A 21479-nucleotide genomic window follows, 5' to 3' on the forward strand; every position below is an offset into this window, starting at 1 on the left:
CTGTGGTCGTCTGGCCGTTTACTCCGCCAGAGCGGCGGTGATGATGGCCATGGAGTAGACCTCCTGGGCGTTGCAGCCGCGGCTGAGGTCGTTGATGGGGGCATTCAGGCCCAGCAGGATGGGGCCGTAGGCCTCAAAGCCGCCCAGACGCTGGGCGATCTTGTAGCCGATGTTGCCCGCGTTGATGTCAGGGAAGATGAAGGTGTTGGCGTAGCCGGCCACGGGGGAGCCGGGGAACTTCAGCTGGCCCACGGTGGGGGACACGGCGGCGTCAAACTGCATCTCGCCGTCCACGGGGATATCGGGCATGAGTGCCTTGGCCTTCTCGCAGGCGTTGCGCATCTTGTCCACATCTTCCCCCTTGCCGGAGCCCTTGGTGGAGTAGCTCAGGAAAGCCACCTTGGGGGCGATGCCGAAGATCTTGGCACACTTGGCGGTCTCCACGGCGATCTCCACCAGCTCGTCCTCCTCGGGCTTGATGTTGATGGCGCAGTCACCCATAGCCAGCACATCGTTGTCGCCGGTGGCGGAGGCGCGGACCAGAATAAAGCAGGAGGAGACGATCTTGTTGCCCGGCTTGGTCTTGACCAGCTGCAGGGCGGGGCGGACGGTGTCGGCGGTGGAGTAGGTGGCGCCGCCCAGCAGGGCGTCGGCCACGCCCATCTTCACCAGCATGGTGCCAAAGTAGTTGCCCTTCTTCAGGGCGGCCCGGCACTCATCGGCGGTCATCTTGCCCTTGCGCAGCTCCACCATCTTCTCCACCATGGCGTCCATGCCGTCATAGTTCTCCGGGTCAATGATGATGGCGCCGCGGATATTGAAGCCGGCCTTCTCGGCGGCGGCCTGGACCTCCTCCTCGTTGCCCACCAGCACGGGGGTCAGGAAGGTCCCGGACAGCAGCCGGGCGGATGCCTCCAGGATGCGGGGGTCGGTGCCCTCGGTAAAGACGATCTTGCGGGGATGAGCCTTCAGTTTGTCGATCAAATTCTGAAACATGTGCATGGGTGATCCCTCCAACTTTTCGATTCGTGGCCGTAAGGCCGCTTTTCTGTCCCTTATGGTAGCATTTTCAGCCAGAAATTTCAAGGCTTATCCGCTGCAGAAGCGCATAAAATTCCTGTGGGACCTCTTTTTTCAGTTTTCCCCGCTCCTTCCGGGAATAACAGCCCTGTTTTGGCGGCCGTTGTCCACCCGTGTCAAATTTCCGCGAAAATTTTCATTTTTCTCTTTACGTGGCGTAATGCTTCCGTTATACTATACTGTATGTATTGCAGATCGAGATGAGATCCAGAAACGGCGGCCTGCGGGCCGCCCCTCGAGGTGAGAAATTTGAACGCAGAATTTTCCCGCACCCTCTCCCTGCTGCGGCAGGAGCGGGGGGTCAGCCAGCGCACCGCAGCGGGTGCCCTGGGCATCTCCCAGGCCCTGCTGTCCCACTATGAGAACGGCATCCGGGAGCCCGGCCTGGCCTTCGTGGTCCGGGCCTGTGACTATTATGGGGTCTCCGCCGACTTTCTCCTGGGCCGCACCCTCACCCGGGACGGCACCACCATTGCCCCGGAGGAGCTCTATGACCTGAGCGATGAGAAGGACAACTCCATGAGGGGCAGCGTACTGGCCCTGCTGTCCAAAAAGCTGCTGGTGAACTCGGTGGGTATGCTCTTCGACCTGCTGGGCAAGACCGGCAGCCGGGAGGCCATCCGCGCCGCCTCCAACTACCTGTCCACCGCTGTCTATAAGGTGTTCCGCCGCCTGTATCAGGCCAACCCGTCCAACAACCCGGACTTTTTCTCCGTCCCGGCCCGGCAGTTCGCCGCTGGCCTGCCCGAGGCTGACATGGCGTGCAGCGAGGTGGAGCTGTGCGAGGCCCTGGCCGGCCAGGGCAAGGACAAGAGCCGCATGCCCGAGCTGAGCCACGACATCCTGGCCCGGGACTACCCGGTGCTCTACCAGTCCATGTTCCAGCTGGTCCACACCACCGGCGAGCGCATCAACAAGACCTTTGCCGGCCGTCAGGACGGCAAGTGATCCCAACCATATGAAGGAGAGAATCGATCATGCCTGAAAACTGCACCCATGACTGCTCTACCTGCGGCGAGAGCTGCAGCGAGCGGGACCTGCGCGTCCCTGCCAACGCCCTGTCCAGCATCAAGAAGGTGATCGCCGTGGTCAGCGGCAAGGGGGGCGTGGGCAAGAGCACCGTCACCTCCTCCCTGGCCGTAGCCATGGCCCGCCGGGGCCGGAAGGTGGCCGTGCTGGACGCCGACATCACCGGCCCCTCCATCCCCATGGCTTTCGGAGTCCACCAGCGGGCCACCGGCACCGACGCGGGCATCGACCCCGCCGTCACCCCCTCCGGCATCAAGCTCATGTCCCTGAACCTGCTCACCGCCAACGAGACCGACCCCGTGGTCTGGCGTGGCCCGGTCATCGCCAACGTGGTCAAGCAGTTCTGGTCCGACGTGGTGTGGGGCGAGGTGGACTATATGTTCGTGGACATGCCCCCTGGAACGGGGGACGTGCCCCTCACCGTGTTCCAGTCCCTGCCGGTGGACGGCATCATCGTGGTCACCTCCCCCCAGGATCTGGTGTCCATGATCGTCTCCAAGGCGGTGCACATGGCGGAGATGATGTCCATCCCGGTGCTGGGCCTCATTGAAAATTACAGCTGGTATCAGTGCCCCGACTGCGGTGCCCGTCACGCCATCTTCGGGGAGAGCCGCCTGGAGGAGGTAGCCCGGGAGCTGGGCCTGCCCATCCTGGCCCGCCTGCCCATTGACCCCGCCCTGGCCGCCGCCTGCGACGCCGGAAAGGTGGAGGGGGCGGAGCGCAATTACCTGGAGGAAGTGGCCGCCCAGCTGGACCGCTGACCCCTGTCCTGCACGCCCACAGGGGGCGGCAGCCTGACCGCTGCCGCCCCCTGTTTCTGTTCCCTCCGGGGCCGCCCGGGGGTGACATTTCCCCCCGCCTGTGTTACACTGGACAGAGGGAGAGGGGGCGAGTCTATGCTGGTCTACCTGGCGATGATCCCCACAGAGGAGGGCCGCAACAAGTTCGCCCTCCTCTACTGGGAATATCGGGACCTGATGTTCTATCTGGCCCTGCGCATCCTGGGCAGTCAGCAGGACGCGGAGGACGCGGTGCAGGAGGCCCTGCTCCGCATCACGGAAATCATCGAAAAAATTCATGACCCGGTCTGTCCGGAAACGAAGGCCCTGGTCGGTATGATAGTAGAGGGCAAGGCACTGGATCTGTACCGCCGCCGGCGGCGGCAGGGGGCGGAGCCCCTGGAGGACTGGGCCCCGGCGCAGGCCGGCCGCCCCCCGGAGGAGGCGTCCTCCCTCCGGGAGCTGACGGCCCAGGCCATGGCCCGGCTCCCCGCCCGTCAGCGGACGGTGCTGCTGCTGAAATATGACCGGGGACTGGACAACCGGGAGATCGCCCGGGTGCTGGACATGACCGTGTCCGCCGTGGAGCGCACCGTGTCCCGGGCCAAGGCCCGGCTGCGGGAGGCTCTTGAGGGATTGGGGGTGGAGGTATGACTGATCAGGAGCTGGACCGGCTGCTCAGCCAGGCCGCGCCCATGGCCCGGGACCTGTGGCTCTCCTCCCTGCCCGGGGACGGGGAGCTGCCCCAGGCCCGGCCCTCCCCCGCCTTTCAGCGCCGGATGGACCGCCTGATCCGCCGGATGGGGCGCTCCCCCCGGCGGGTCCGTGCCCTGGCCCAGGTGCGGCGGGCGGCGGCGGTGGCGCTGGTCTTTCTGGCGGTGGGCTTCTCCGGCCTGATGGTCACCTCCCAGGCCTTCCGGGCCCAGGTGCTGGAGGTGCTGGTCCAGGTCTATGAGGAGATCACCAACTTCCGTTTCTCCGCCGAGGGCGAAACAGATCGGACAGCCGGAGATTTTGTTCTTACCTACCTCCCGCAGGGGATGGAGGAGACTGTACGGCAGTCCAGCAGAATCAGGCACTATATTTGTTTCGAGGACAACGCTGGAAATATGTTGGAAGTAACCCACATCGTAGTGGGCGCCAATGCATCCAGTATTCTGGGAGTAGACACTGAGGACGCAGAGGTTGAGTACTTCAAAATCCATAACTCAGAAGCCATGGCAATTTCAAAAAATCTGGATCATACTATTTTTTGGACCGAAGACAACTGCTACTATTTGTTGTCCGGGACCATTCCTATGGAAGAGCTGAAACAGGTCGCATTGGGTCTGGAACCCATTTCTTAAAAATTTTTCAAAAAAATTTTGATTTCCTTGTCCGGAATCGCCTCCTTTCGTCGGTATATTAGTAGGACCGATGAAGGGAGGTGATTTTTATGCGCAAGAAACCCATGCGCTGGCTGGCGGCGGGGATGGCCCTGTGCCTGACCCTGGTGACCACCCCCGCCGCCTCTGCCGCCCAGCCGCCCCAGGACACGCCCGTTTTTGAAGAAATCGTTCCTTATTCCCTCTATATCAAAAACCAAGGATGTGACCTGATGATCTCCGACAGGACCGCATTTATCGAAGGCTGGGTGAGTGGACAGACCGGGCGTTCCACCGAATGTGAGGTACGGGTGGAGCTCCAGCAAAAATCCGGCTCCTTCGCCTGGATACTGGTGGACTCCTGGACCGACCGCCAGGACGGGACCCGGGCATCTGTCTCTGAGACGGTGTCTGTGACCCCCGGCGAGACCTACCGGGTCAAGGCGGTGGTCACTGTCTGGGCCGGCAGTGACTCAGAAACCGCAACCATCTACTCTGAAATCCAGACAGCGTAACATTTGACAACACTACTTTTTCGCTATTTTCCAACTTACGATTAAAATTTCATATTGAAAGGAAGGAATCACGATGAAGAAAAGACTCTTATCGTTATTTTTGTGTGCCACAGCCCTGATTTCTTTATTTTCTATAAACTCTTTTGCTTCTTTTAATAGTATTTCCTCTATTTATGAAAACAAAAATCAGAACACTACAACTATAAACACCATGTCTGAATACGAAATTGCAGTCCAAGAATCTCTACAATTTTAACGTTCTGGACAAAGCGGAGAAGATCCTCTTGCGGCCTATGAACGGGCTTTCAAAAAGTTATGTGAACTTCCGGCCGACATGCTCATGAACAACGGTTACAGCAGTGAAGAAGTCTCACTTATGAAAGCTTATCTGTCTGGTAGTGTTTCTTTTGATGTAGCAGCCATGCGTGCATCTGCAAGCTTGAGCAGCGACCTTCGTTGTACAAAGCATACATCAACACAATACACATGTGTTTACAGCTGGGAGTGGGACAAAATTCCTGCCGGAGAAGATACCGCTGGATATGCCTTAACCATGGTTGGAATTAATGAAAATAGCCAATCCATTGAAACAAAAAAGGTTGCACAAAACTCATCTGTTTATTATTATAATGAAGATGGAACATATTATAAATACGAAACGCCTTCAACTACTGTCCGTCAAAATTATATCGTATGCTACTATGATAAATATAAAATCAATGATGAAGGCGATTCCCGTATATGGGCTAAAAGAGGTAATGTCTCTTACTCTGTTACACCCGTAATAAGTGGAAATTATTTTGAAGCACTTCGTGCTCAAGGAGCATATTTTTCCTCGGATCAAGGTGGAGTTGATATCAGTGTTTCATTCTCTTACGGTGTTGCCAGCATCTCTGCCTCTACCACAATACTTGGATCTGATGTCGGTCCTCGTGGAGAAGAGCACTGTATCTATTACAATGACGGGACTGAAGAACCTCAATGAAAAAGTTAGATAGGAAGCCTTTCCTTCGGTCTATGCTCCTGGTATTGTTGTTCCTGTGCTCCTTCTGTCTGGGGGGTGTCTTATCTCCCTTTGGGGTTCAGGATGGGGAGGCCTATGTTTGGCCCCAGGATGAAAAATTTCCCAAGGAGATGGGGTATTTCCGCAGCGGTCAGGTGGTCTATACCCAGTACAGAGAGCACTATGCGGATGGCACCGGCGTCTATCAGGATGCGCCCTGCTGGAATATCTATATTCGGGGCGCCAGTATCCCAGACGTCATCAGCTACATCAACCAGCTGAAGCAGTGCGGGTTCTCCTATCGGAGCCTGAGCGGCGGCGAAGAACCTCCTTTTTCCTTTGAATGGGGTGGGTTTGAGTGGCGGGGCGTCTCCCAGGATGCCAGTATCTTGATTATGATGGCGGAGGAGGAGGTCCCTTCCACCGTCTCCAATGAGCCGCTTCCTATTCTCAGCAATCTCTATATCACCCTCATCGACGGCGTTGTCTGGGATACATAATAGCAAGACCTTCTGAGCTATCACCCTGGGCCTGGAGGCATCCGGCGGGGCGGGGCCGCACCTATACCGCCGGATGCTGCTGGCCGGCTCCTTCCTCCTCCCGGTCATCCTCTGCGTCCACTTCATTCACGACAAGTACAAACTGTCCGGCTGGCAGACGCGGGGCAGGCTGTCCAGGACCTAACCAAGGGAGTTGGATCTTATGCGCTGGGCAAAGGTGAGAGAAAAGGCCAAAAAATACGCTCCTCTTATTGCTCTCCTGTACTTTTTCTTCCTGCTGAACGGGGAACGCCACGAAAATCATGTCCTCCAGAGCGAGCTGGCCCAGCTGGACCACCATCTGGAGATGGAGTTCACCAGCACGAAGGACTTTCTGGCTGGCAATCTCTCCTCCCCGGACTATCATGACTCCATGATCTGGGAGGCCGAACAGCTGCGGACCATTGCGTCTTGTGGATATTATTTTCAGAGTTCCGGGTTCGGGGCGGATGACGCCTGGCTGGAGGTCTTTTCCGAGCTGAGTCAGTTTGTCCAAAGCCCGGAATCCTTTCAGCAGCTCACCCCTCAGGAGCGGGAGACCCTGGCCGCTTTTCTGAATGACTATTCCTATCAGAATGACCCGGTGCTGGAGCCGGGGGACACGGCGGAGGTCTTGGACTGTCTGGCCGGGGCGCTGGAGCGGCAGGACTGAACGGCGGCCCCTGTGCCCCGCACCGCCCCCATGCTCCCGCTCCCGACGGGCGTCAAAACCTGATCCTGCTGGCCGTCCCGGTCATCCTCTGCGCTCACCTCATTTACGACAAGCACAAGGGGAAGAGCTCATAAAGGCCGCCGGCGGAGCATCTCTTCGCTCATTCTCCGCCCCCGTGCCAGATCGTTCTGATCAGCGAAAGGAGCTTCTTATGGCCCGTACTCATTTGAGAAAACGCATCCTTCTGCCCCTGCTGGTCCTCTCCCTGACCACAGGCGTCTTTCTGGCTGTCCAACTGGCAGAGGCGGACCAGGACCGCTGGGACCTGAGCCCGGAGGTGCAGGCTGACCTCCTGGCCCGCTACCCCAAGGAGATTGCCCTGGTCGAGGAGCTCTGGGACATCCAAGTGGACCGCATCGACGAGAGCACCCGGGAGGCCATCACCCACACCGCCAACCACCACCTCGGTCCCTCCTATCGGTTCTCCGAACTGATGACCGAAATTTCTCTGGCCAAGCGTGGCTTTTGGAGCATGAAGAGATGAAGGGAACACACATTACCCCCCGGCAGGTCCGCAACGCGCTGGCGGCGGTCTTTCTCCTGCTCCTTCTCCTCTTCCTCTCCCTCTTTCAGTGGTATCAGAGGGCCGACACCCGCCTGGAGGACATCGCCGCTCAAAACGGGTGGGACTGTCTGGGGGCGGCAGACCGGCTGGCTACCCATCTGAAGCGGGGAACTTATGACTACATGACCATCGACGCCATCGCCCGCTTTGACGAGACGGCTCAGCACGCGCAGCAGCCCACATGGGGCCAGCTGGGCGAAGTGCTGGTGGAGCTGGAAAATGAGATCGCCTTTACCGCCATCCCACCCAGGGAGATGCAGAAGATCACCGCCTATCTGAATGGGCTCACCGGCCCCCCACATCAGAGGAGGTGCTGGAGATCTCCACCATCATTCGCCTGAACACCTATGACGCATATTTAGAGGCCCGGGAATGACTGCCCCGCCGGGAGCCGGTGATATTTTGCCAGGCGAATCGCGCCGCTGTCTGCATAGGAAAACCAATTTTTAATGCCTTTGGTAAAAAGGAGGCCAACAGATGGATGGGAACCCCACAAAATATTTCTGGGCAGAGCCTGACGGCGGGGCCGACCTGCGGCTGTCCCTGCCGCTGGACTGCTTCTGGGAGGCCCCTGGATACGACAGCGGGATCACGGTCCGCCTCTCCCAAGAGGGGGCGTCGGTCCGGCGTCTGACCACGGTCCGCTTCCTGGAGTTTGAGGCCAGATTCCGCCGCGCGTTTTTGCCCGCGGTCTCCGACGAGCAGTTCTGCGGCCACTGCGTCACGGAGGAACTGTGGCACGCCTTCAGCTGCCGCCTGTGCCCCTTCCTGGAGGGGGAGGCGGCGGAGCAGGCCTTTGACCGGCGCAGCCACCCCAGCGTCCTGGGTCTGTACCATCTCCGTTTCAGCGAATTTTATCGCTTCGATTTCAGGCCGCCCGCCCCGCCCCATCAGGGAATTGCCGACATCTATAAATTCTATCAGATCGACGGCTTCCAGCCCTTCCAGGCCGCCTTTTTCCGGGGCTCAGGGGACTTCTACTTTGTGGACCCCGATTTTGAATGGGCCTACATCGTCACCCATGAGCCTGAGCTGGGCCCCTATTTCGTCACAAAGGCCACTTAGCAAAACAGGCGTCCGCCCTGAGAAGGGCCTGTTTCTTCTGTACGCAGGATCTGTCTGGGGGATATTGGGTCCAAAGGAGCTGCAACGCATTTTATCATGAGCTATCTGATATCATGGAATATCAAATTTATAAAGTAACTGAAGGCGTGACATCCTCTATGATCCCGGCAGATACGGGCCGGGTTTTGGACATCTTATCAAAATTAGAGGCCTCCTTCCAGGGTCCTTATACTGGGGTCTATCTGGATCAGTAGCTTTGTCGACCGCTCCTGGATATCTGCGCCCACAGTCTCCCATTGGAATGAACGGATCTGAAACCAGAGGCCCCAGCCCGTGTGCAGTACGGACTGGGGCCTCTGGTCATCTCCATTACAGGGAAGGATCGGCTGTCTGCCAGGAATACGCCGCTTATTTTCTCAGCACGTCCTGGGCGATGAGGATGAAGCGCTCAGCGAAGTGGGACAGATACCGGTCCCGGCGGTAGCCCACCACCAGCCGGCTCAGGGTGGAGGGGTCGGCCAGGGGGAACAGGTCCACATCCTCCGGGGCGGGCTTGACCCCCGGCAGTTGGATGGTCCGCAGGAACAGCTGGGGACAGATGACGATGCCCATCCCCTCCCGGGCCATAGCCAGGGTGGTGACCGTGTTCTCCGTCTCCAGGATGATCTTGGGCTTGAAGTAGCACCGGCTCAGGTACTGGTCTACGATGCCCCGCACCCGGTTGCCCCGCTTGAGCAGGATGAAGGGCATCTGCCGGAAGGCGGTGATATCCGCCCCCTGGGCGTACTGGGCCCGCATCTCCTCCGCCCGGGGACCGAACACCTGGTCGGTGAAGACCTTGGGCACCACCATGATGAGCCGGTCCTCTGTCAGGGGGACGGTCTCCACCCCCTCCAGCATGATGGGGTGGAAGGCGATGACCAGATCCACCCGGCCGTGGGCCAGCTCGTCCTCCAGCTCGGAGGAGTTGCCTTCGAACATGGAGAACTCCACCATGGGGAATTCCCTGCGGAACTGGGGCAGGATCTCAGGCAGCACCGCCAAGCCGCAGGTGTAGGAGATCCCCACCCGCAGCACCCCCATATAGTGCCGGTTGATATCCCCCACCTTGTTGAGGTACTGGCTGTGCAGATCCAGGATCTGGGTGGCCGTGTCCACCAGCAGGTCTCCGGCATAGGTCAGCGCCAGCTTGGGGGAGCGGGTGAACAGCTTCACATTCAGCTCCCGCTCCATGTTGCTGATGTGGTTGCTCAACGACTGCTGGGAGATATACAGCCGCTCGGCAGCCCGGGTGATGTTCAGCTCCTCCGCCACCATGAGGAAATACTTCAGATGTAAAAAATTCACGTGTCTCCCTCCAAAAGCCGCTCCTTCCGCCCTCCGGTTCCGGGCGCCCCTCTGTTCCATTCTCTTCCTGCAAGTATTCTATCACAGTTGAACGACTGTGGCAACCCTCAGGAAAAATGTGATGTCCCTGTTTAGTCTGTCATGCTATAATCATGATAACTGGAAGATTTTCTGCCTATTTTACCAATGCCGGGCGGAAACGGGCATCTTCCGACCTGAGTCGCCAAAGAGCCCCAATATGAAGAAGAAAGGAAGATTTCCCATGAAATGTCTGATCATTGATGCCGTCCACAGTGCCATCGCCGAGGAGCTGGGCAAGTATATGCAGGTGGACACCCACATGCTCCCCACCCAGGAGGAGCTGGTCAAGCTCATCCCGGACTACGATGTGCTCATCATGCGCGTGGACCCCAAGATCACCAAGGAGATCATTGACGCCGCCGCCAACCTGAAGGTCATCGGCGTGTGCTCCGTGGGCCTGAACCACGTGGACATGGACGCCTGCAAGGCAAAGGGCGTGCAGGTCTTCAACGCTCCCGGCCTGAACGCCAACGCCGTGGCCGAGCTGACCTTCTCCAAGATGCTGGATCTGTCCCGCCACACCATCCCCGCCAACTACGACGTGAAGGTGAACAAGACCTGGGACAAGTATAAATTCGTGGGCCGCGAGCTGCGGGGCAAGACCCTGGGCATCCTGGGCTTCGGCCGCATCGGCCAGCGCGTGGGCGAACTGGGCCGTGCCTTCAAGATGAACATCGTGGCCTATGACCCCTACCTGCCCGCCCACGTGTTCGAGGAGCAGCAGGCCACCAGCATGGGCATCGACGAGCTGCTGAAGGTCTCCGACTTCGTCACCATCCACATGCCCCTCACCCCCGAGACCAAGGATCTGTTCAATGCCAAGTCTCTGGCCGAGATGAAGGATGACGCCGTGGTCCTCAACATGGCCCGGGGCGGCATCGTCAATGAGCAGGACATGTACGAGGCCCTGAAGGCCGGCAAGATCGGCGGCTATGCCTCCGACGTTATGGAGAACGAGCTGGCCGGCGGCGGCCTGACCGAGGGTGCCGGCTTTGACTCCCCCCTGTTCGAGTGCGAGAACTTCCTGGTCTCCCCCCACCTGGGCGCCCAGAGCACCGACGCCTCCCGCGACATCGGTGCCCACATCATCGCCAAGGTGAAGGAAGCCCTGAATCTGGGCTGAGCTCCAGCTGGCAAACTGTAAGTAAAAAACGTCCCGGCATCCTGATTGGATGCCGGGACGTTTTTATCCCTGATGTCCGGCGCAGCCCTGGCCGCCAGCCCCGTGGGAATGGCCGCAGGAGTGGCCCTCCCCCTCTCCGTGGCCGCCGCACTGATGGGCTCCGTCCCCCTCGTGGTGGTGGCTACACACTGTATCCGGGTCATAGGCCAATCGGCCTGCCAGCAGGTCGGCCACCGCCTGGTCCGCCGCCCCCGATACGCCGGGATAGAGCTGGATCTCCGCCTGGGCCAGGGCTGTTCTGGCCCCGCCGCCGATGCCGCCGCAGATCAGCGTCTGGACGCCCCGCTCACGCAGGAATCCAGCCAGCGCCCCGTGGCCGCTGCCGGCGGTGTCCACCACCTGGCTGGCAGTCACCGCTCCGTCTTCCACCTCATAGAGCTTGAATCGCTCCGTGTGCCCAAAATGCTGAAAGACCTGTCCATTCTCATATGTCACTGCTATTTTCATGTTCTGTCCCTCCTGTTTCATCCTGTTCTGTTCCACTCCAGACCGTCCCGGGCAGCGGCCCTCCTCCCGGCAGGTCAGGCGGCCGTTTTCGCACCGGCCCTCTCCCCCGCCCCGGCGGCGGCAGCGCCGGCCGCAGCAGTGCTCCGCCTGACCGCACAGGTCGTAAGTGCCCCCCTGGACTGCCAGGGGCCTGCCCTCCGCCAGCATGCGGGCCAGCTTCTCCCGGGCAGAGTCGTAGATGGCCTGCACCGTGGTCCGGGCCACATTCATCTGGGCAGCACACTCCTCCTGAGTCAGCCCCAGCAGGTCGATGAGCCGCACCGCCTCATATTCGTCCACTGTCACCTCGATCACTGGGCCGCCTGGCCCTCCTTCAGGCCGGAACGCCCCCACAGGAGGCAGCCCGCATACCCTTCTCCGCTTTACCGGCCGCGCCATGGGACCGCCCCCTCTCTTTCCTCTTTAGTATAGCTCCATTTTCGTCATATGTCAATAATATTTTGACTGAAGCTTTTGTACCGCGGCATGTTTGGGGCAGAGGGGCACGTGTCATGACTGGGCAAGTAAGACGGTCTATGCATTCCAGGCCAGGCGCTGCAACTCGGCGAGCCGGTCCTACAGTCCGCCCCCCCGCAGGGCCCAGCGGGTCCGCCGCTCTCTCTTACAAGGGCAGTCTCCAGGGCTCGCTTCCCAGACACACTCCTTCCTGGGTTCAGCTGCCGGATGTCCTTCCCCACTCCAGGGCGATCCGCTCTTACTTTTTCCAAAAAACTCCTCTAAGACCCGCGCTGGGACAAAAAGAAAAAGGGCCAAAGGCCCTTTTCCTGAGACTGTCGAAAAAGCGGCTTTGCCACTTTTTTGAGAAAGCAGCAGCCTGCCGCGCGCGGGATTGGTCCGCCGCAAGCGGACAAACCCCACACTTGCAGCCTGAGAAGTGTTTTCCCCGACGCACATGCCGCCGGCGAAAACAGATCACAACTGGATTCGCGCCTGCGGGCGCGAACTCTGCGAGGCTTTTTCCTCTATCGTTATTTCTGCTTTTGCTTGGACTTAAAGCACTCAAAAGCCTCTAGGATGCTCTGCTCCGGGGCGGGGGTCAGCAGGCTGACCATCACGATGGCCACGCAGGCGCACAGAAAAGCGGGCAGCAGCTCATAGATGGCCAGCGCGCCGCCCATAGGAGCCACCAGATACTTCCACACGAAGACCATCACGCCGCCGGTGACCATCCCTGCCAGTGCCCCCCACTTGTTGGACCGCTTCCAAAACAGAGCAAAGAGCACCACCGGCCCGAAGGCGGCGCCGAAGCCCGCCCAGGCGAATGAGACCACCCGGAAGACAGAGCTGTCCGGGTCTCGGGCCAGGAATGCTGCGATCAGGGAGATGACCACCATGGTGCTCCGGGCCACCAGCACGCTCTTCTTTCCGCTGATCTTCAGGTGGAAGAACTCTACCGCCAGGTTCTGGGAGACAGAGGAGGAGGCGGCCAGCAGCTGGGAGTCGGCAGTGGACATGGTGGCGGCCAGGATACCCGCCAAGATCACGCCGGCCAGCAGAGCGGCTGGAACACCGTAGCAGCTGATCAGGTTGGCGATCTGTACGATGATTGTCTCCGCGTCGGACAGCTGCTCCATGGCCCCCGCTTTTGTCATGCCGTTGCCTACCACACCGATAAACACCGCCACGCCCATGGAGATGACTACCCAGGTAGTGGCCACCCGCCGGGAGAGGGCCAGCTTTTTCTCCTCTTCAATCGCCATGAAGCGCAGCAGGATGTGGGGCATGCCGAAGTAGCCCAGGCCCCAGGCCAGCAGGGAGCAGATGGTGAGCAGGCTGTACGGGGCAGAGCCCCCGGTGGCCGGGTCGTGGATGTTGACCAGGGACAGGTAGCCCGCCAGAGAGCGGGCGTTGTCCATCACCGCCTCCATGCCGCCAGCCTGCGCCACGCCGAAGCCCAGCACCACCACCAGGGCCACCGTCATGATAATGGACTGGACCAGGTCGGTAAAGCTGGCCGCCAGGAACCCGCCCATGACCGTGTAGATGACGATGACAGCGGCGCTGATGAGCATGGCGGAAACATAGTTGATGCCGAACAGGGAGGCGAACAGCTTTCCGCAGGCGGAGAAGCCGGAGGCCAGATAGGGCACGAAAAAGATCATGATGACCACGGCGGCGATGGCGGAGAGCAGGTTTCGCTCATCCCCCCAGCGCTTGGAGAAGAACTGGGGCACTGTGATGGCGTCGATCTGGTGGGAGTAGCGGCGGATGCGCCGCGCCACGATGAGCCAGTTCAGATAGGTGCCCACAGCCAGTCCGATGGCGGTCCAGCTGGCCTCCGCCAGGCCGGAGAGGTAGGCCACGCCGGGCAGCCCCATCAGCAGCCAGGAGGACATGTCACTGGCCTCCGCACTCATGGCGGTGACGAAGGGGCCCAGCTTCCGCCCCCCCAGATAGAAGTCGTCTACGGAGTTGTTGCGTTTGGAGAACCAGACGCCTACGCCCAGCATGGCGATCAGATAGACCGCGATGGCCAGGCAGATGCAGATCTGCGAAATGGTCATAGTATCTCTCCTCATATTCTGTTACCCTCCGGCTCCCCCACACACAAAGCAGGAGCAGGACGGCTGCCGGCAGCGCACGGCGTTTTTTTATTATAGCATGGAGATCTTAAGAACAAAATACAGAACACAGTATAGAATAAATTCTATACTGTGTTCTCTCTATTTCCCATTTTTCTCTTTTATACTGCGGGATTTCAGCCGTACACTTTCTAAAATCATCCTTTAGATATTTTGTACAAAATTCTTTTGACTTGTCCGAAATCCTCCCAAAAACATGGGCATCATGATCCTGCCGTACTGGAGCAGGGAGTAGTCCCCCCCGGACAGGCACCAGTCGTAGATGAGGGCCCGCTCGCACAGGGCGTAGACCCGCACCATCTCATTTACCGTCACATCTCCCCTCAGCTCTCCCCGCTGCTGCCCCTGAAGGACGATCTGCCGCAGCAGCTTGTAATATGTGCGGTTGTGGTCCAGCAGATGCTTGTCCCCCCGGGTGACCAGCTGGGAGGAGTACAGCCGGGCCAGCAGGTCCAGGGAGATGGAGTTTTCGATCATGGCAAACAGCTCCCGGTTCAGCTCCATCAGCACCTCGAACCGGTCCTTTTCCGGGTCCATGCAGGCCATCAGCTCCTCATACTTCTCATCGAACAGGAATGAGACAGAGGAGAGCAGGGCGTCCTTGCCCTCGAAATAGTGGTAAAAGGAGCCCCGGGAGGTGCCGGATGCCTCGATGATCTCCTCCACCGTTGTATCGTCATAGCCCTGCTGGTAAAACAGCTGCCATGCCGCCTGGATGATGCGCCCCTTGGTATTGCGGGAATTTTTCTTTGCCATCGCGGCTCTCCCCTTTCCGGCCCCTGGCCCCCTCCGCCCCGGAAGCGGCAGACCCTGAGCCTTTGATCTATTATCTCCGATTCCCGCCCATCCGTCAACTGCCGCCCCGCCTCCCCTTTTAACAGTTTACATCCGGGGCGGGCTATGATAAAATAACTTTTATCTCAACAGAGGGAGGGGCGCCCCGTGCCCTATCATTTCTTCCCCATGATCGCCCGGATGCGCTACATCAGCCGCTGGGGCCTGATGCGCAACACCGACCCTGAGAACGTCCAGGAGCACTCCCACATGGTGGCAGTGCTGGCCCATGCCCTGGCCGTCATTGAGAACGAGCGCTTCAGCGGGCAGACCGACCCGGGCGTGGTGGCGGTGGCGGCCCTGTATCACGACGCCAGTGAGATCCTTACCGGCGATATGCCCACCCCCATCAAGTACGACAACCCGGACATCCAGACCGCCTACAAGGCGGTAGAGGCCGTAGCGGAGCAGAAGCTGCTGTCCATGCTGCCCCCCGACCTGCGCCCCGCCTATGACGAGGCCATCACCATCCCGGACCCCCATGTGCGGGACCTGGTAAAGGCGGCGGACAAGCTCTCCGCCTACCTCAAGTGCCTGGAGGAGCTGAAGGCGGGGAACACCGAGTTCCGCAAGGCCAAGGAGCAGACCTACGCCGCGCTCCTTCAGAACCCGCTGCCCGCCCTGCGCTGCTTTATGGAGGAGTTCCTCCCCGGCTTTGAGCTCACTCTGGACGAGCTGAGCTGAGGAGCAGCGCCTGCCTCCGGCCCCGCCGCGCAGCGGCTTTCTCCTCCCCCGTCTCTCCGCATTCCTCAAAATTTACTGTGGAAAGGAAGTCTTCTATGAAGGCCATCGTCACTGTCATCGGCCGGGACAAGGTGGGCATCACTGCCGCCGTCTGCGCCCTGCTGGCCCAGCACAGCATCAACATCCTGGACATCAGCCAGACCGTGCTCCAGGAATACTTCACCATGGTCATGCTGGTGGATCTCTCCGCCTGCACCGCCTCCATCGGCGAGATGTCCGACCTGCTGGAGCAGGCGGGCAGGGAACAGGGGCTGTCCATCCGCATCCAGCGGGAGGACATCTTCAACGCCATGCACCGAATCTGAGGGCGGAGGACCGCCGCGGACCGGCCGCCCAGCGCGATCCCCGCGGGGCCACACCGCCTTTTACAGGAGGAAACTATGCTCAATCAACACGAGATCATGCAGACCATCCAGATGATCGACCAGCAGCATCTGGACGTGCGCACCATCACCATGGGCATCTCCCTGCTGTCCTGCGCCCGCAGCGACCCCAGGCAGGCCTGTGACGCCATCTACGACAAGATCACCCGCTGCGCCGAAAATCTGGTGGCCACCGGCGAGGCCATCGAGAAGGAATTCGGCATCCCCATCGTCAACAAGCGCATCTCCGTCACCCCCATCGCCCTGGTGGCCGCTGCGGCGGAGACAGACAACTACGCCCCCTTTGCCGCCGCCCTGGACCGGGCGGCCAAAGCTACCGGCGTCAACTTCATCGGCGGTTTCTCCGCCCTGGTCCAGAAGGGCATGACCGACGCAGACCGGAAGCTCATTGCCTCCATCCCAGAAGCTCTTTCCACCACCGACCTGGTGTGCTCTTCCGTCAACGTGGGCTCCACCAAGGCGGGCATCGACATGGATGCGGTGGCCCTCATGGGCCGCACCATCAAGGAGCTGGCGGAGCGCACCGCGGACCGGGGCGGCTTCGGCTGCGCCAAGCTGGTGGTGTTCTGCAACGCTGTGGAGGACAACCCCTTCATGGCCGGCGCCTTCCACGGCGTGGGCGAGCCGGAGCGGGTCATCAACGTGGGCGTCTCCGGCCCCGGCGTGGTGTACCACGCCCTTCAGAGCGTGAAGGGCCAGCCCTTCGATGTGGTGGCCGAGACCATCAAAAAGACCGCCTTCCGCATCACCCGCATGGGCCAGCTGGTGGCCCAGGAAGCCAGCCGCCGCCTGGACACCCCCTTCGGCATCGTGGACCTTTCCCTGGCCCCCACCCCCGCTGTGGGGGACAGCGTGGCCCGCATCCTGGAGGAGATGGGGCTGGAGGTGTGCGGCACCCACGGCACCACCGCCGCCCTGGCTCTGCTCAACGACGCGGTGAAGAAGGGGGGCGTGATGGCCTCCTCCTCGGTGGGCGGCCTGTCCGGCGCCTTCATCCCCGTCAGCGAGGACGAGGGCATGATCGCCGCTGCCAGCTCCGGGGCCCTCACCCTGGACAAGCTGGAGGCCATGACCTGCGTGTGCTCGGTGGGTCTGGACATGATCGCCGTCCCCGGGGACACCACCGCCGAGACCATCTCCGCCATCATCGCTGACGAGGCAGCCATCGGCATGGTCAACTCCAAGACCACCGCCGTCCGCCTCATCCCCGCCCCCGGCAAACAGGTGGGGGACACGGTGGAGTTCGGCGGCCTGCTGGGCTCCGCCCCGGTACAGCCGGTCCATCCCTTCTCCGCCAAGGCCTTCGTGGACCGGGGCGGCAGAATTCCGGCGCCGATGCAGAGCCTGAAAAACTAAATAAAAAGAATCAGTGGTTAAAAAATTATGGTGAGTTGTCCAGATGACAATTCACCATAATTTTATGTAAATCGCAAGTTGCTTACTAAACTCCTTTGAAAATCAATCGATCACACATGACAGCATTAAGATAACTCCCCCAAAAAAGAGCAGGAAAAGGAGAAAAGAGACCAGCATACAGCCAAGATACCGTCTCCTTTTTCTACTTTCCTCGGGAGTCTGCTCAACAAAATAAGTACGTATCATCAAAATGGCACTTATTACAAATGCAGGTATTGTGAAGAAAGGGATACAGTAAAATGAGAAGTAAACTCCCCCCCAAAAAATAGGGCAGAAAAAAAGAAAGGAGACCAGCATGTAACCAAGATACCGTCTCCTTTTCTTACTTTGCTCGGGAGCCTGCTCAGCAAAAAAAGTACGTATCATCAAGATGGCACTTACCGCGAATACAGGTATTGTGACGAAAGGGATACAATAACTTAGGAGGGTAAATAATTCCATAATAAATTTCATAGGACTCACCCTGCACCCGGCGGAACAGATGTGCAGTTATAGTTTCTGTATTTTTAAAATATTCAGCGGCCTGCCCTTGCTGGGATAGACCGCTGAATATTCCATTGAAGCGAATCCGTTAAGATAAACCTTCTGAAAATTTGTATGACTATGTGTTTGCCATACTGGTTTTGTGCGACCGTTCCGTTCTCTTACATCCCGGCAGCAGTTCTATCTCTTTGACAAGCCAAATTTCAGGATCAGAATAAATCCCAAAATTGCCCAGAAGTCCAAAATATCAAAAAAGATATCCATGATAAAACTGACCCGATAGGCGCGCCAGAGTGTGGATATGATGACTGCGGTGTGGATCAGCACGGCGATCAGGAGTTTTTGCTGGGAGGACTTCGTGCGTGTTTCACCTGGACGCAGATAGACGTACAGAACGATCAGAATATTCAGGGCCAGATAAACGCCCCAGTCCCAGATATGGCTGTCGGAAACTATTGCGCCAAACTGGCAGATGATAAAAAAGAGCAGAAAAAGATTTTTGAAATTGTTTTTTGAGAACATCTGTCCTGCCATACTAAAACCCCCCCTTCGTATCGATCTATCTATTATACCGGCGGAGGGAGTTGAAAGGGAAGAAAAAATCCGGAAATTTTTGTGAAACGTTTTTTTGGCTCATTGGATCGCTTCAGCTGCCTGCTTCAATTCATCCATTGAAATGGTCCCGGTGAGCCGATAGACGGAGTTTCCGGTGGTCCAGAGGATGGTGCGGTCCAGTCCCTTGGAGATAGCGGCGGCCTGCTCGCCGTGGGTGAAGAACTGCTTCACCTGTCCACCCCAAAACATGAGCAGTTTTATCGCCGATACAGAGCCTGAAAAACCAAATAAAAATGCCCCTTCCCGGGCCCTTCCAAATGAAAGGGCCCGGGGGGTCTTAATCAATCTTGGAGAACAGTGTGTTTGGTATCAAAGTAGAGTCGTTCACTAAAATAATTGTATTTTACTTCTAAGATATCCAGGAAATCGGGAGAAGGAAGCCTGTAAGAGACATCTCCAATCAGCATTTTGCTATCGCCGACTAAAACAGTCAGGGTCTCAGCATCGGGGGGGATCGAAACATATTCGCCACTGACAGCACCAAAACCGCCCAGCGCAGAAGAAAACGTGATACGGAAAACCCATGGTTCATCAAAATCGGAATCAGCTTTTTCCAATCTCAGGGAGTTAAAATACCTAGCCAGGCTGTTTCCGTCATTGATTTTAAAGGAATCGGGGAGATCGTTCTGATATTCGAAAATCACTCCAATTTCACATTGTTTGGGAATTAAATCTGCGCTGTCTAAATCAGAAAACTGAGAAAGCTGTTTTCCGGTGAACAAACAGAAGATCAAGAGAAGAAACAGGGTCAAAGGGAAGACGCATTTTTTGATCATATTTTGCACATTCATACCTTAATCAAGGCAGAATCTCAACATCAGTATAGAGGGATTTGCTTGCTGTCGTAAAATGATAAACAAAAGCATCCGTGTTTCCAGAAGAACTCTTTTCTTCTACCACATAGGTGTAACGGAGCTTGCCAGTCGTAGTAAGGGAGGTGTACATAGAATTTTGTACGGTACCTTCGAACTGATAGCTCGCTTTTACACCGATACCTGTTTTATCTTCATAAGAGCCATCTGCATTGAAACCACCTTGGCGATAGATTTCCCAAGATACCTTGTTATCATCATGGGGAGAGTTTGAACCATAAGGAGAAGTAGTAACGGAGGTCTTACTAGTTACAAGAGATAGGGATACCGATTGTATGCCAAGGAATTCTCCAGCGTAAAAATAGATGGGAAGACTAACACGGGTCTCGTTATTGTCGGGAGTGATGCTACCGGACGCTGCATGGAAATTTGAATGATTTCCCTGAATAGAGATATACGCTGTATCAGGGTAGGCAACTACGGTGTACTTGCTAGCAGGATAACCTAAGCTGGTGTTAATGTACGAAACCGCATTATCTTTATCAGAATTTACTTTTGCAGCCACAGTCATAGTATTTTGGTTTCGCAATTGATTTGCATGAAAAATACTGACTTCACCCAGAGAGTATGTACCGCTTTTAATTGCGGCGTAATCTTGCACACGCATTTCTGCATCAACGGTGGCACGGGAAGTACTCTTGGCGGCAATGGCGATATTATCGTTTTCAAGGCTGACTATGTATGCCTTGGAGATATTACGAATGGAGTCAGAATAAATGCCAAAATGATAAATTATGGGGTTCTTATTTTCGGAGGCATCTCCAAAAGTCAAAGCACAGAAGGATTCATTTCCCGTGAATACAATATCGGCAATAATGGGTAAATCAGATTTAGATAAGGGTGCAAAAGTGGGGTCATTTGAATCGGGATCAAATGTGCCTTCAAATACACCAACATATCCGGTGTTTGTTCCAGAGGAGATTGCGTCAAGCATACCGGTCATATTGACGGTATAGACGTGCTCATCGATAGAAAACGTAATAGAGGCAACCTGTCCAGCCGAGTCAATACTTATATTGGCGTAGTTCTCTGAATCATCCTGGGCTACGGTGCTATGGGATGATTTAAAAAATGTGGTGTTCTCAGTTAACGTAAATTCTTTCAAAGCCGAGGTACTATCCTCAAATGCGTAAACTTCTGTAAAACACAAGTTACATAAGATGGTTATTGCGGCGAGGATACTTACGAATTGCTTTTTCATACAGAACCTCCTGACATTTATTCATTTGAGTTTGGTTGTGTGCCTTACGCTTCCACCTCGTCGGAATAGAAGGTCTGGCTCTCCGACTGGCTCCCGGCCCAGACGGTGACGGTCACCTTGACCCGGTAGGTCTTACCGGAGGTCACAGCCGCTGTCTCGTCCACCTCGGCCCAGGTTCCATTCTGCTGGTCAGTCCAGAAATCCACAGTGGTCCAGGCGTAAGTGCCCGACTTTTCCTGCAGCTCCGCCCGGACCTTGCACTTGGTGGCCACGCTGGTTTGTCCACTGACCCAGGCGTTGATGTATGCCGTCCGCCCTGAGATATCCAGGATACAGTCCTGCCCCTTAATGTACAGGAAATATGGGGTAATGTCCTGGCTGCCGGGAGCCGACTGGGGCAGAGCGGCGGCGCTGGCGGCGGGGGCGGTCCCCAGAGTCAGGCACAGGGCCAGCACCGCCGCCAGCAGCTTGCTTGCTTTGATACGCATAAAAATCACCTCCCTCCGTGCGTTCATATATCATAACGACGGGGGGAGGCTGTTTTTGACAGTTAACGCAAAAAAATCCAAAAATTTTTTCA

25 protein-coding genes are annotated in these 21479 nt (G+C 57.6%); 15 read left to right on the plus strand and 10 right to left on the minus strand.

The genetic code is table 11. The annotated features are described in order from the left end of the window. Positions 1-18: 18 nt before the first annotated feature. Positions 19-996, minus strand: coding sequence for a phosphate acetyltransferase (gene pta / locus NE584_RS12770; protein WP_336454715.1), 978 nt, complete (start codon positions 994-996; stop codon positions 19-21). Positions 997-1320: 324 nt separating this feature from the next. Between pta and NE584_RS12775 the strand changes: the two genes are divergently transcribed. From NE584_RS12775 to NE584_RS12825, 11 genes are all read left to right on the plus strand, one after another. Continuing rightward, positions 1321-2028: a helix-turn-helix domain-containing protein gene (locus tag NE584_RS12775; RefSeq protein WP_242850270.1), complete on the plus strand. Its 708-nt coding sequence runs from the start codon at positions 1321-1323 to the stop codon at positions 2026-2028. Between the two features lie 29 nt (positions 2029-2057). After that, positions 2058-2870, plus strand: coding sequence for an Mrp/NBP35 family ATP-binding protein (locus NE584_RS12780; protein ID WP_050622915.1), 813 nt, complete (start codon positions 2058-2060; stop codon positions 2868-2870). Between the two features lie 135 nt (positions 2871-3005). After that, a complete protein-coding gene (locus NE584_RS12785) occupies positions 3006-3542 on the plus strand; it encodes an RNA polymerase sigma factor (RefSeq protein ID WP_050622916.1) in 537 nt (178 codons plus the stop codon). Beyond that, positions 3539-4234, plus strand: coding sequence for a DUF4367 domain-containing protein (locus NE584_RS12790; RefSeq protein ID WP_108980021.1), 696 nt, complete (start codon positions 3539-3541; stop codon positions 4232-4234). The genes NE584_RS12785 and NE584_RS12790 overlap by 4 nt, the downstream gene beginning before the upstream one ends. An 89-nt stretch (positions 4235-4323) precedes the next feature. Then, positions 4324-4767, plus strand: coding sequence for a hypothetical protein (locus NE584_RS12795; RefSeq protein ID WP_050622918.1), 444 nt, complete (start codon positions 4324-4326; stop codon positions 4765-4767). A gap of 376 nt (positions 4768-5143) precedes the next feature. Further along, a complete protein-coding gene (locus tag NE584_RS12800) occupies positions 5144-5752 on the plus strand; it encodes a hypothetical protein (protein WP_256182972.1) in 609 nt (202 codons plus the stop codon). Then, positions 5749-6270 carry a hypothetical protein gene (locus tag NE584_RS12805; protein WP_133248274.1) on the plus strand — a complete coding sequence of 174 codons (522 nt, stop codon included), beginning with the start codon at positions 5749-5751 and terminating at the stop codon, positions 6268-6270. Before NE584_RS12800 ends, NE584_RS12805 begins: the two co-directional genes overlap by 4 nt. A gap of 202 nt (positions 6271-6472) precedes the next feature. Beyond that, positions 6473-6961, plus strand: coding sequence for a hypothetical protein (locus NE584_RS12810; protein ID WP_256182973.1), 489 nt, complete (start codon positions 6473-6475; stop codon positions 6959-6961). 211 nt (positions 6962-7172) lie between these two features. Beyond that, positions 7173-7505 (plus strand): hypothetical protein, encoded by a 333-nt coding sequence (locus tag NE584_RS12815; protein ID WP_050622923.1) that lies wholly within the window; start codon positions 7173-7175, stop codon positions 7503-7505. Continuing rightward, complete coding sequence (locus NE584_RS12820) at positions 7502-7927, plus strand: hypothetical protein (protein ID WP_256182974.1); 426 nt, start codon at positions 7502-7504, stop codon at positions 7925-7927. Before NE584_RS12815 ends, NE584_RS12820 begins: the two co-directional genes overlap by 4 nt. 136 nt (positions 7928-8063) lie before the next feature. Next, entirely contained in the window at positions 8064-8651 is a 588-nt protein-coding gene (locus NE584_RS12825; RefSeq protein WP_256182975.1) for a DUF4275 family protein, read from the plus strand. Positions 8652-9059: 408 nt separating this feature from the next. Here NE584_RS12825 and NE584_RS12830 read toward each other — a convergent pair whose 3' ends face one another. Next, positions 9060-9998, minus strand: coding sequence for a LysR family transcriptional regulator (locus NE584_RS12830; protein ID WP_256182976.1), 939 nt, complete (start codon positions 9996-9998; stop codon positions 9060-9062). 262 nt (positions 9999-10260) lie between these two features. On the opposite strand from NE584_RS12830, the gene NE584_RS12835 reads away from it, so the two are divergent. Beyond that, positions 10261-11202, plus strand: a complete 942-nt coding sequence (locus tag NE584_RS12835; protein WP_050622926.1) for a D-2-hydroxyacid dehydrogenase — start codon at positions 10261-10263, stop codon at positions 11200-11202. A gap of 63 nt (positions 11203-11265) precedes the next feature. On the opposite strand, the gene NE584_RS12840 is transcribed toward NE584_RS12835, so the two are convergent. The 3 genes from NE584_RS12840 to NE584_RS12850 form a co-directional block, all read right to left on the minus strand. Continuing rightward, the gene (locus NE584_RS12840) at positions 11266-12147 is read right to left on the minus strand and encodes a NifB/NifX family molybdenum-iron cluster-binding protein (protein ID WP_256182978.1); all 882 of its coding nucleotides are present in this window, start codon (positions 12145-12147) and stop codon (positions 11266-11268) included. Between the two features lie 590 nt (positions 12148-12737). After that, positions 12738-14273 carry a sodium/proline symporter gene (locus NE584_RS12845; RefSeq protein WP_050622927.1) on the minus strand — a complete coding sequence of 512 codons (1536 nt, stop codon included), beginning with the start codon at positions 14271-14273 and terminating at the stop codon, positions 12738-12740. Positions 14274-14495: 222 nt separating this feature from the next. Further along, positions 14496-15107, minus strand: coding sequence for a TetR/AcrR family transcriptional regulator (locus NE584_RS12850; RefSeq protein ID WP_050622928.1), 612 nt, complete (start codon positions 15105-15107; stop codon positions 14496-14498). Between the two features lie 186 nt (positions 15108-15293). Between NE584_RS12850 and yfbR the strand changes: the two genes are divergently transcribed. The 3 genes from yfbR (at position 15294) to NE584_RS12865 (ending at position 17668) form a co-directional block, all read left to right on the plus strand. Then, the gene (gene yfbR / locus NE584_RS12855; RefSeq protein ID WP_082203480.1) at positions 15294-15869 is read left to right on the plus strand and encodes a 5'-deoxynucleotidase; all 576 of its coding nucleotides are present in this window, start codon (positions 15294-15296) and stop codon (positions 15867-15869) included. A 95-nt stretch (positions 15870-15964) separates the two neighbouring features. After that, on the plus strand, positions 15965-16234 hold the full coding sequence (locus NE584_RS12860) for an ACT domain-containing protein (RefSeq protein WP_050622929.1): 270 nt from the start codon (positions 15965-15967) through the stop codon (positions 16232-16234). 75 nt (positions 16235-16309) lie between these two features. Next, a complete protein-coding gene (locus tag NE584_RS12865) occupies positions 16310-17668 on the plus strand; it encodes a PFL family protein (RefSeq protein ID WP_050622930.1) in 1359 nt (452 codons plus the stop codon). A 723-nt stretch (positions 17669-18391) separates the two neighbouring features. Here NE584_RS12865 and NE584_RS12870 read toward each other — a convergent pair. The 5 genes from NE584_RS12870 to NE584_RS12890 all read right to left on the minus strand — a co-directional run bounded on the left by NE584_RS12870 (position 18392) and on the right by NE584_RS12890 (position 21387). Then, complete coding sequence (locus tag NE584_RS12870; protein WP_256182979.1) at positions 18392-18745, minus strand: hypothetical protein; 354 nt, start codon at positions 18743-18745, stop codon at positions 18392-18394. Positions 18746-18844: 99 nt separating this feature from the next. Beyond that, positions 18845-18997, minus strand: a complete 153-nt coding sequence (locus NE584_RS12875; protein WP_256182980.1) for a DUF4367 domain-containing protein — start codon at positions 18995-18997, stop codon at positions 18845-18847. Positions 18998-19107: 110 nt separating this feature from the next. Next, the gene (locus NE584_RS12880; RefSeq protein ID WP_050622933.1) at positions 19108-19602 is read right to left on the minus strand and encodes a hypothetical protein; all 495 of its coding nucleotides are present in this window, start codon (positions 19600-19602) and stop codon (positions 19108-19110) included. 22 nt (positions 19603-19624) lie between these two features. Then, the gene (locus NE584_RS12885) at positions 19625-20899 is read right to left on the minus strand and encodes a hypothetical protein (RefSeq protein WP_050622934.1); all 1275 of its coding nucleotides are present in this window, start codon (positions 20897-20899) and stop codon (positions 19625-19627) included. 44 nt (positions 20900-20943) lie between these two features. Then, positions 20944-21387: a hypothetical protein gene (locus NE584_RS12890; protein WP_256182981.1), complete on the minus strand. Its 444-nt coding sequence runs from the start codon at positions 21385-21387 to the stop codon at positions 20944-20946. Positions 21388-21479 lie beyond the last annotated feature (92 nt).

The organism is Clostridium sp. DFI.5.61 (genome assembly GCF_024462915.1).
GTDB classification, from domain to species: Bacteria; Bacillota; Clostridia; order Oscillospirales; family Oscillospiraceae; genus Lawsonibacter; species Lawsonibacter asaccharolyticus.

Coding starts and splice junctions, on each gene's coding strand:
- NE584_RS12780 (WP_050622915.1), top strand. CDS start 2,058: ATGCCTGAAAACTGCACCCATGACTGCTCTACCTGCGGCGAGAGCTGC.
- NE584_RS12850 (WP_050622928.1), bottom strand. CDS start 15,107: ATGGCAAAGAAAAATTCCCGCAATACCAAGGGGCGCATCATCCAGGCG.
- NE584_RS12785 (WP_050622916.1), top strand. CDS start 3,006: ATGCTGGTCTACCTGGCGATGATCCCCACAGAGGAGGGCCGCAACAAG.
- NE584_RS12795 (WP_050622918.1), top strand. CDS start 4,324: ATGCGCAAGAAACCCATGCGCTGGCTGGCGGCGGGGATGGCCCTGTGC.
- NE584_RS12870 (WP_256182979.1), bottom strand. CDS start 18,745: ATGGCAGGACAGATGTTCTCAAAAAACAATTTCAAAAATCTTTTTCTG.
- NE584_RS12845 (WP_050622927.1), bottom strand. CDS start 14,273: ATGACCATTTCGCAGATCTGCATCTGCCTGGCCATCGCGGTCTATCTG.
- NE584_RS12800 (WP_256182972.1), top strand. CDS start 5,144: ATGAAAGCTTATCTGTCTGGTAGTGTTTCTTTTGATGTAGCAGCCATG.
- NE584_RS12885 (WP_050622934.1), bottom strand. CDS start 20,899: ATGAAAAAGCAATTCGTAAGTATCCTCGCCGCAATAACCATCTTATGT.
- NE584_RS12890 (WP_256182981.1), bottom strand. CDS start 21,387: ATGCGTATCAAAGCAAGCAAGCTGCTGGCGGCGGTGCTGGCCCTGTGC.
- NE584_RS12815 (WP_050622923.1), top strand. CDS start 7,173: ATGGCCCGTACTCATTTGAGAAAACGCATCCTTCTGCCCCTGCTGGTC.
- pta (WP_336454715.1), bottom strand. CDS start 996: ATGTTTCAGAATTTGATCGACAAACTGAAGGCTCATCCCCGCAAGATC.
- NE584_RS12880 (WP_050622933.1), bottom strand. CDS start 19,602: ATGATCAAAAAATGCGTCTTCCCTTTGACCCTGTTTCTTCTCTTGATC.
- NE584_RS12860 (WP_050622929.1), top strand. CDS start 15,965: ATGAAGGCCATCGTCACTGTCATCGGCCGGGACAAGGTGGGCATCACT.
- NE584_RS12820 (WP_256182974.1), top strand. CDS start 7,502: ATGAAGGGAACACACATTACCCCCCGGCAGGTCCGCAACGCGCTGGCG.
- NE584_RS12810 (WP_256182973.1), top strand. CDS start 6,473: ATGCGCTGGGCAAAGGTGAGAGAAAAGGCCAAAAAATACGCTCCTCTT.
- NE584_RS12825 (WP_256182975.1), top strand. CDS start 8,064: ATGGATGGGAACCCCACAAAATATTTCTGGGCAGAGCCTGACGGCGGG.
- NE584_RS12865 (WP_050622930.1), top strand. CDS start 16,310: ATGCTCAATCAACACGAGATCATGCAGACCATCCAGATGATCGACCAG.
- NE584_RS12790 (WP_108980021.1), top strand. CDS start 3,539: ATGACTGATCAGGAGCTGGACCGGCTGCTCAGCCAGGCCGCGCCCATG.
- NE584_RS12835 (WP_050622926.1), top strand. CDS start 10,261: ATGAAATGTCTGATCATTGATGCCGTCCACAGTGCCATCGCCGAGGAG.
- NE584_RS12805 (WP_133248274.1), top strand. CDS start 5,749: ATGAAAAAGTTAGATAGGAAGCCTTTCCTTCGGTCTATGCTCCTGGTA.
- NE584_RS12840 (WP_256182978.1), bottom strand. CDS start 12,147: ATGGCGCGGCCGGTAAAGCGGAGAAGGGTATGCGGGCTGCCTCCTGTG.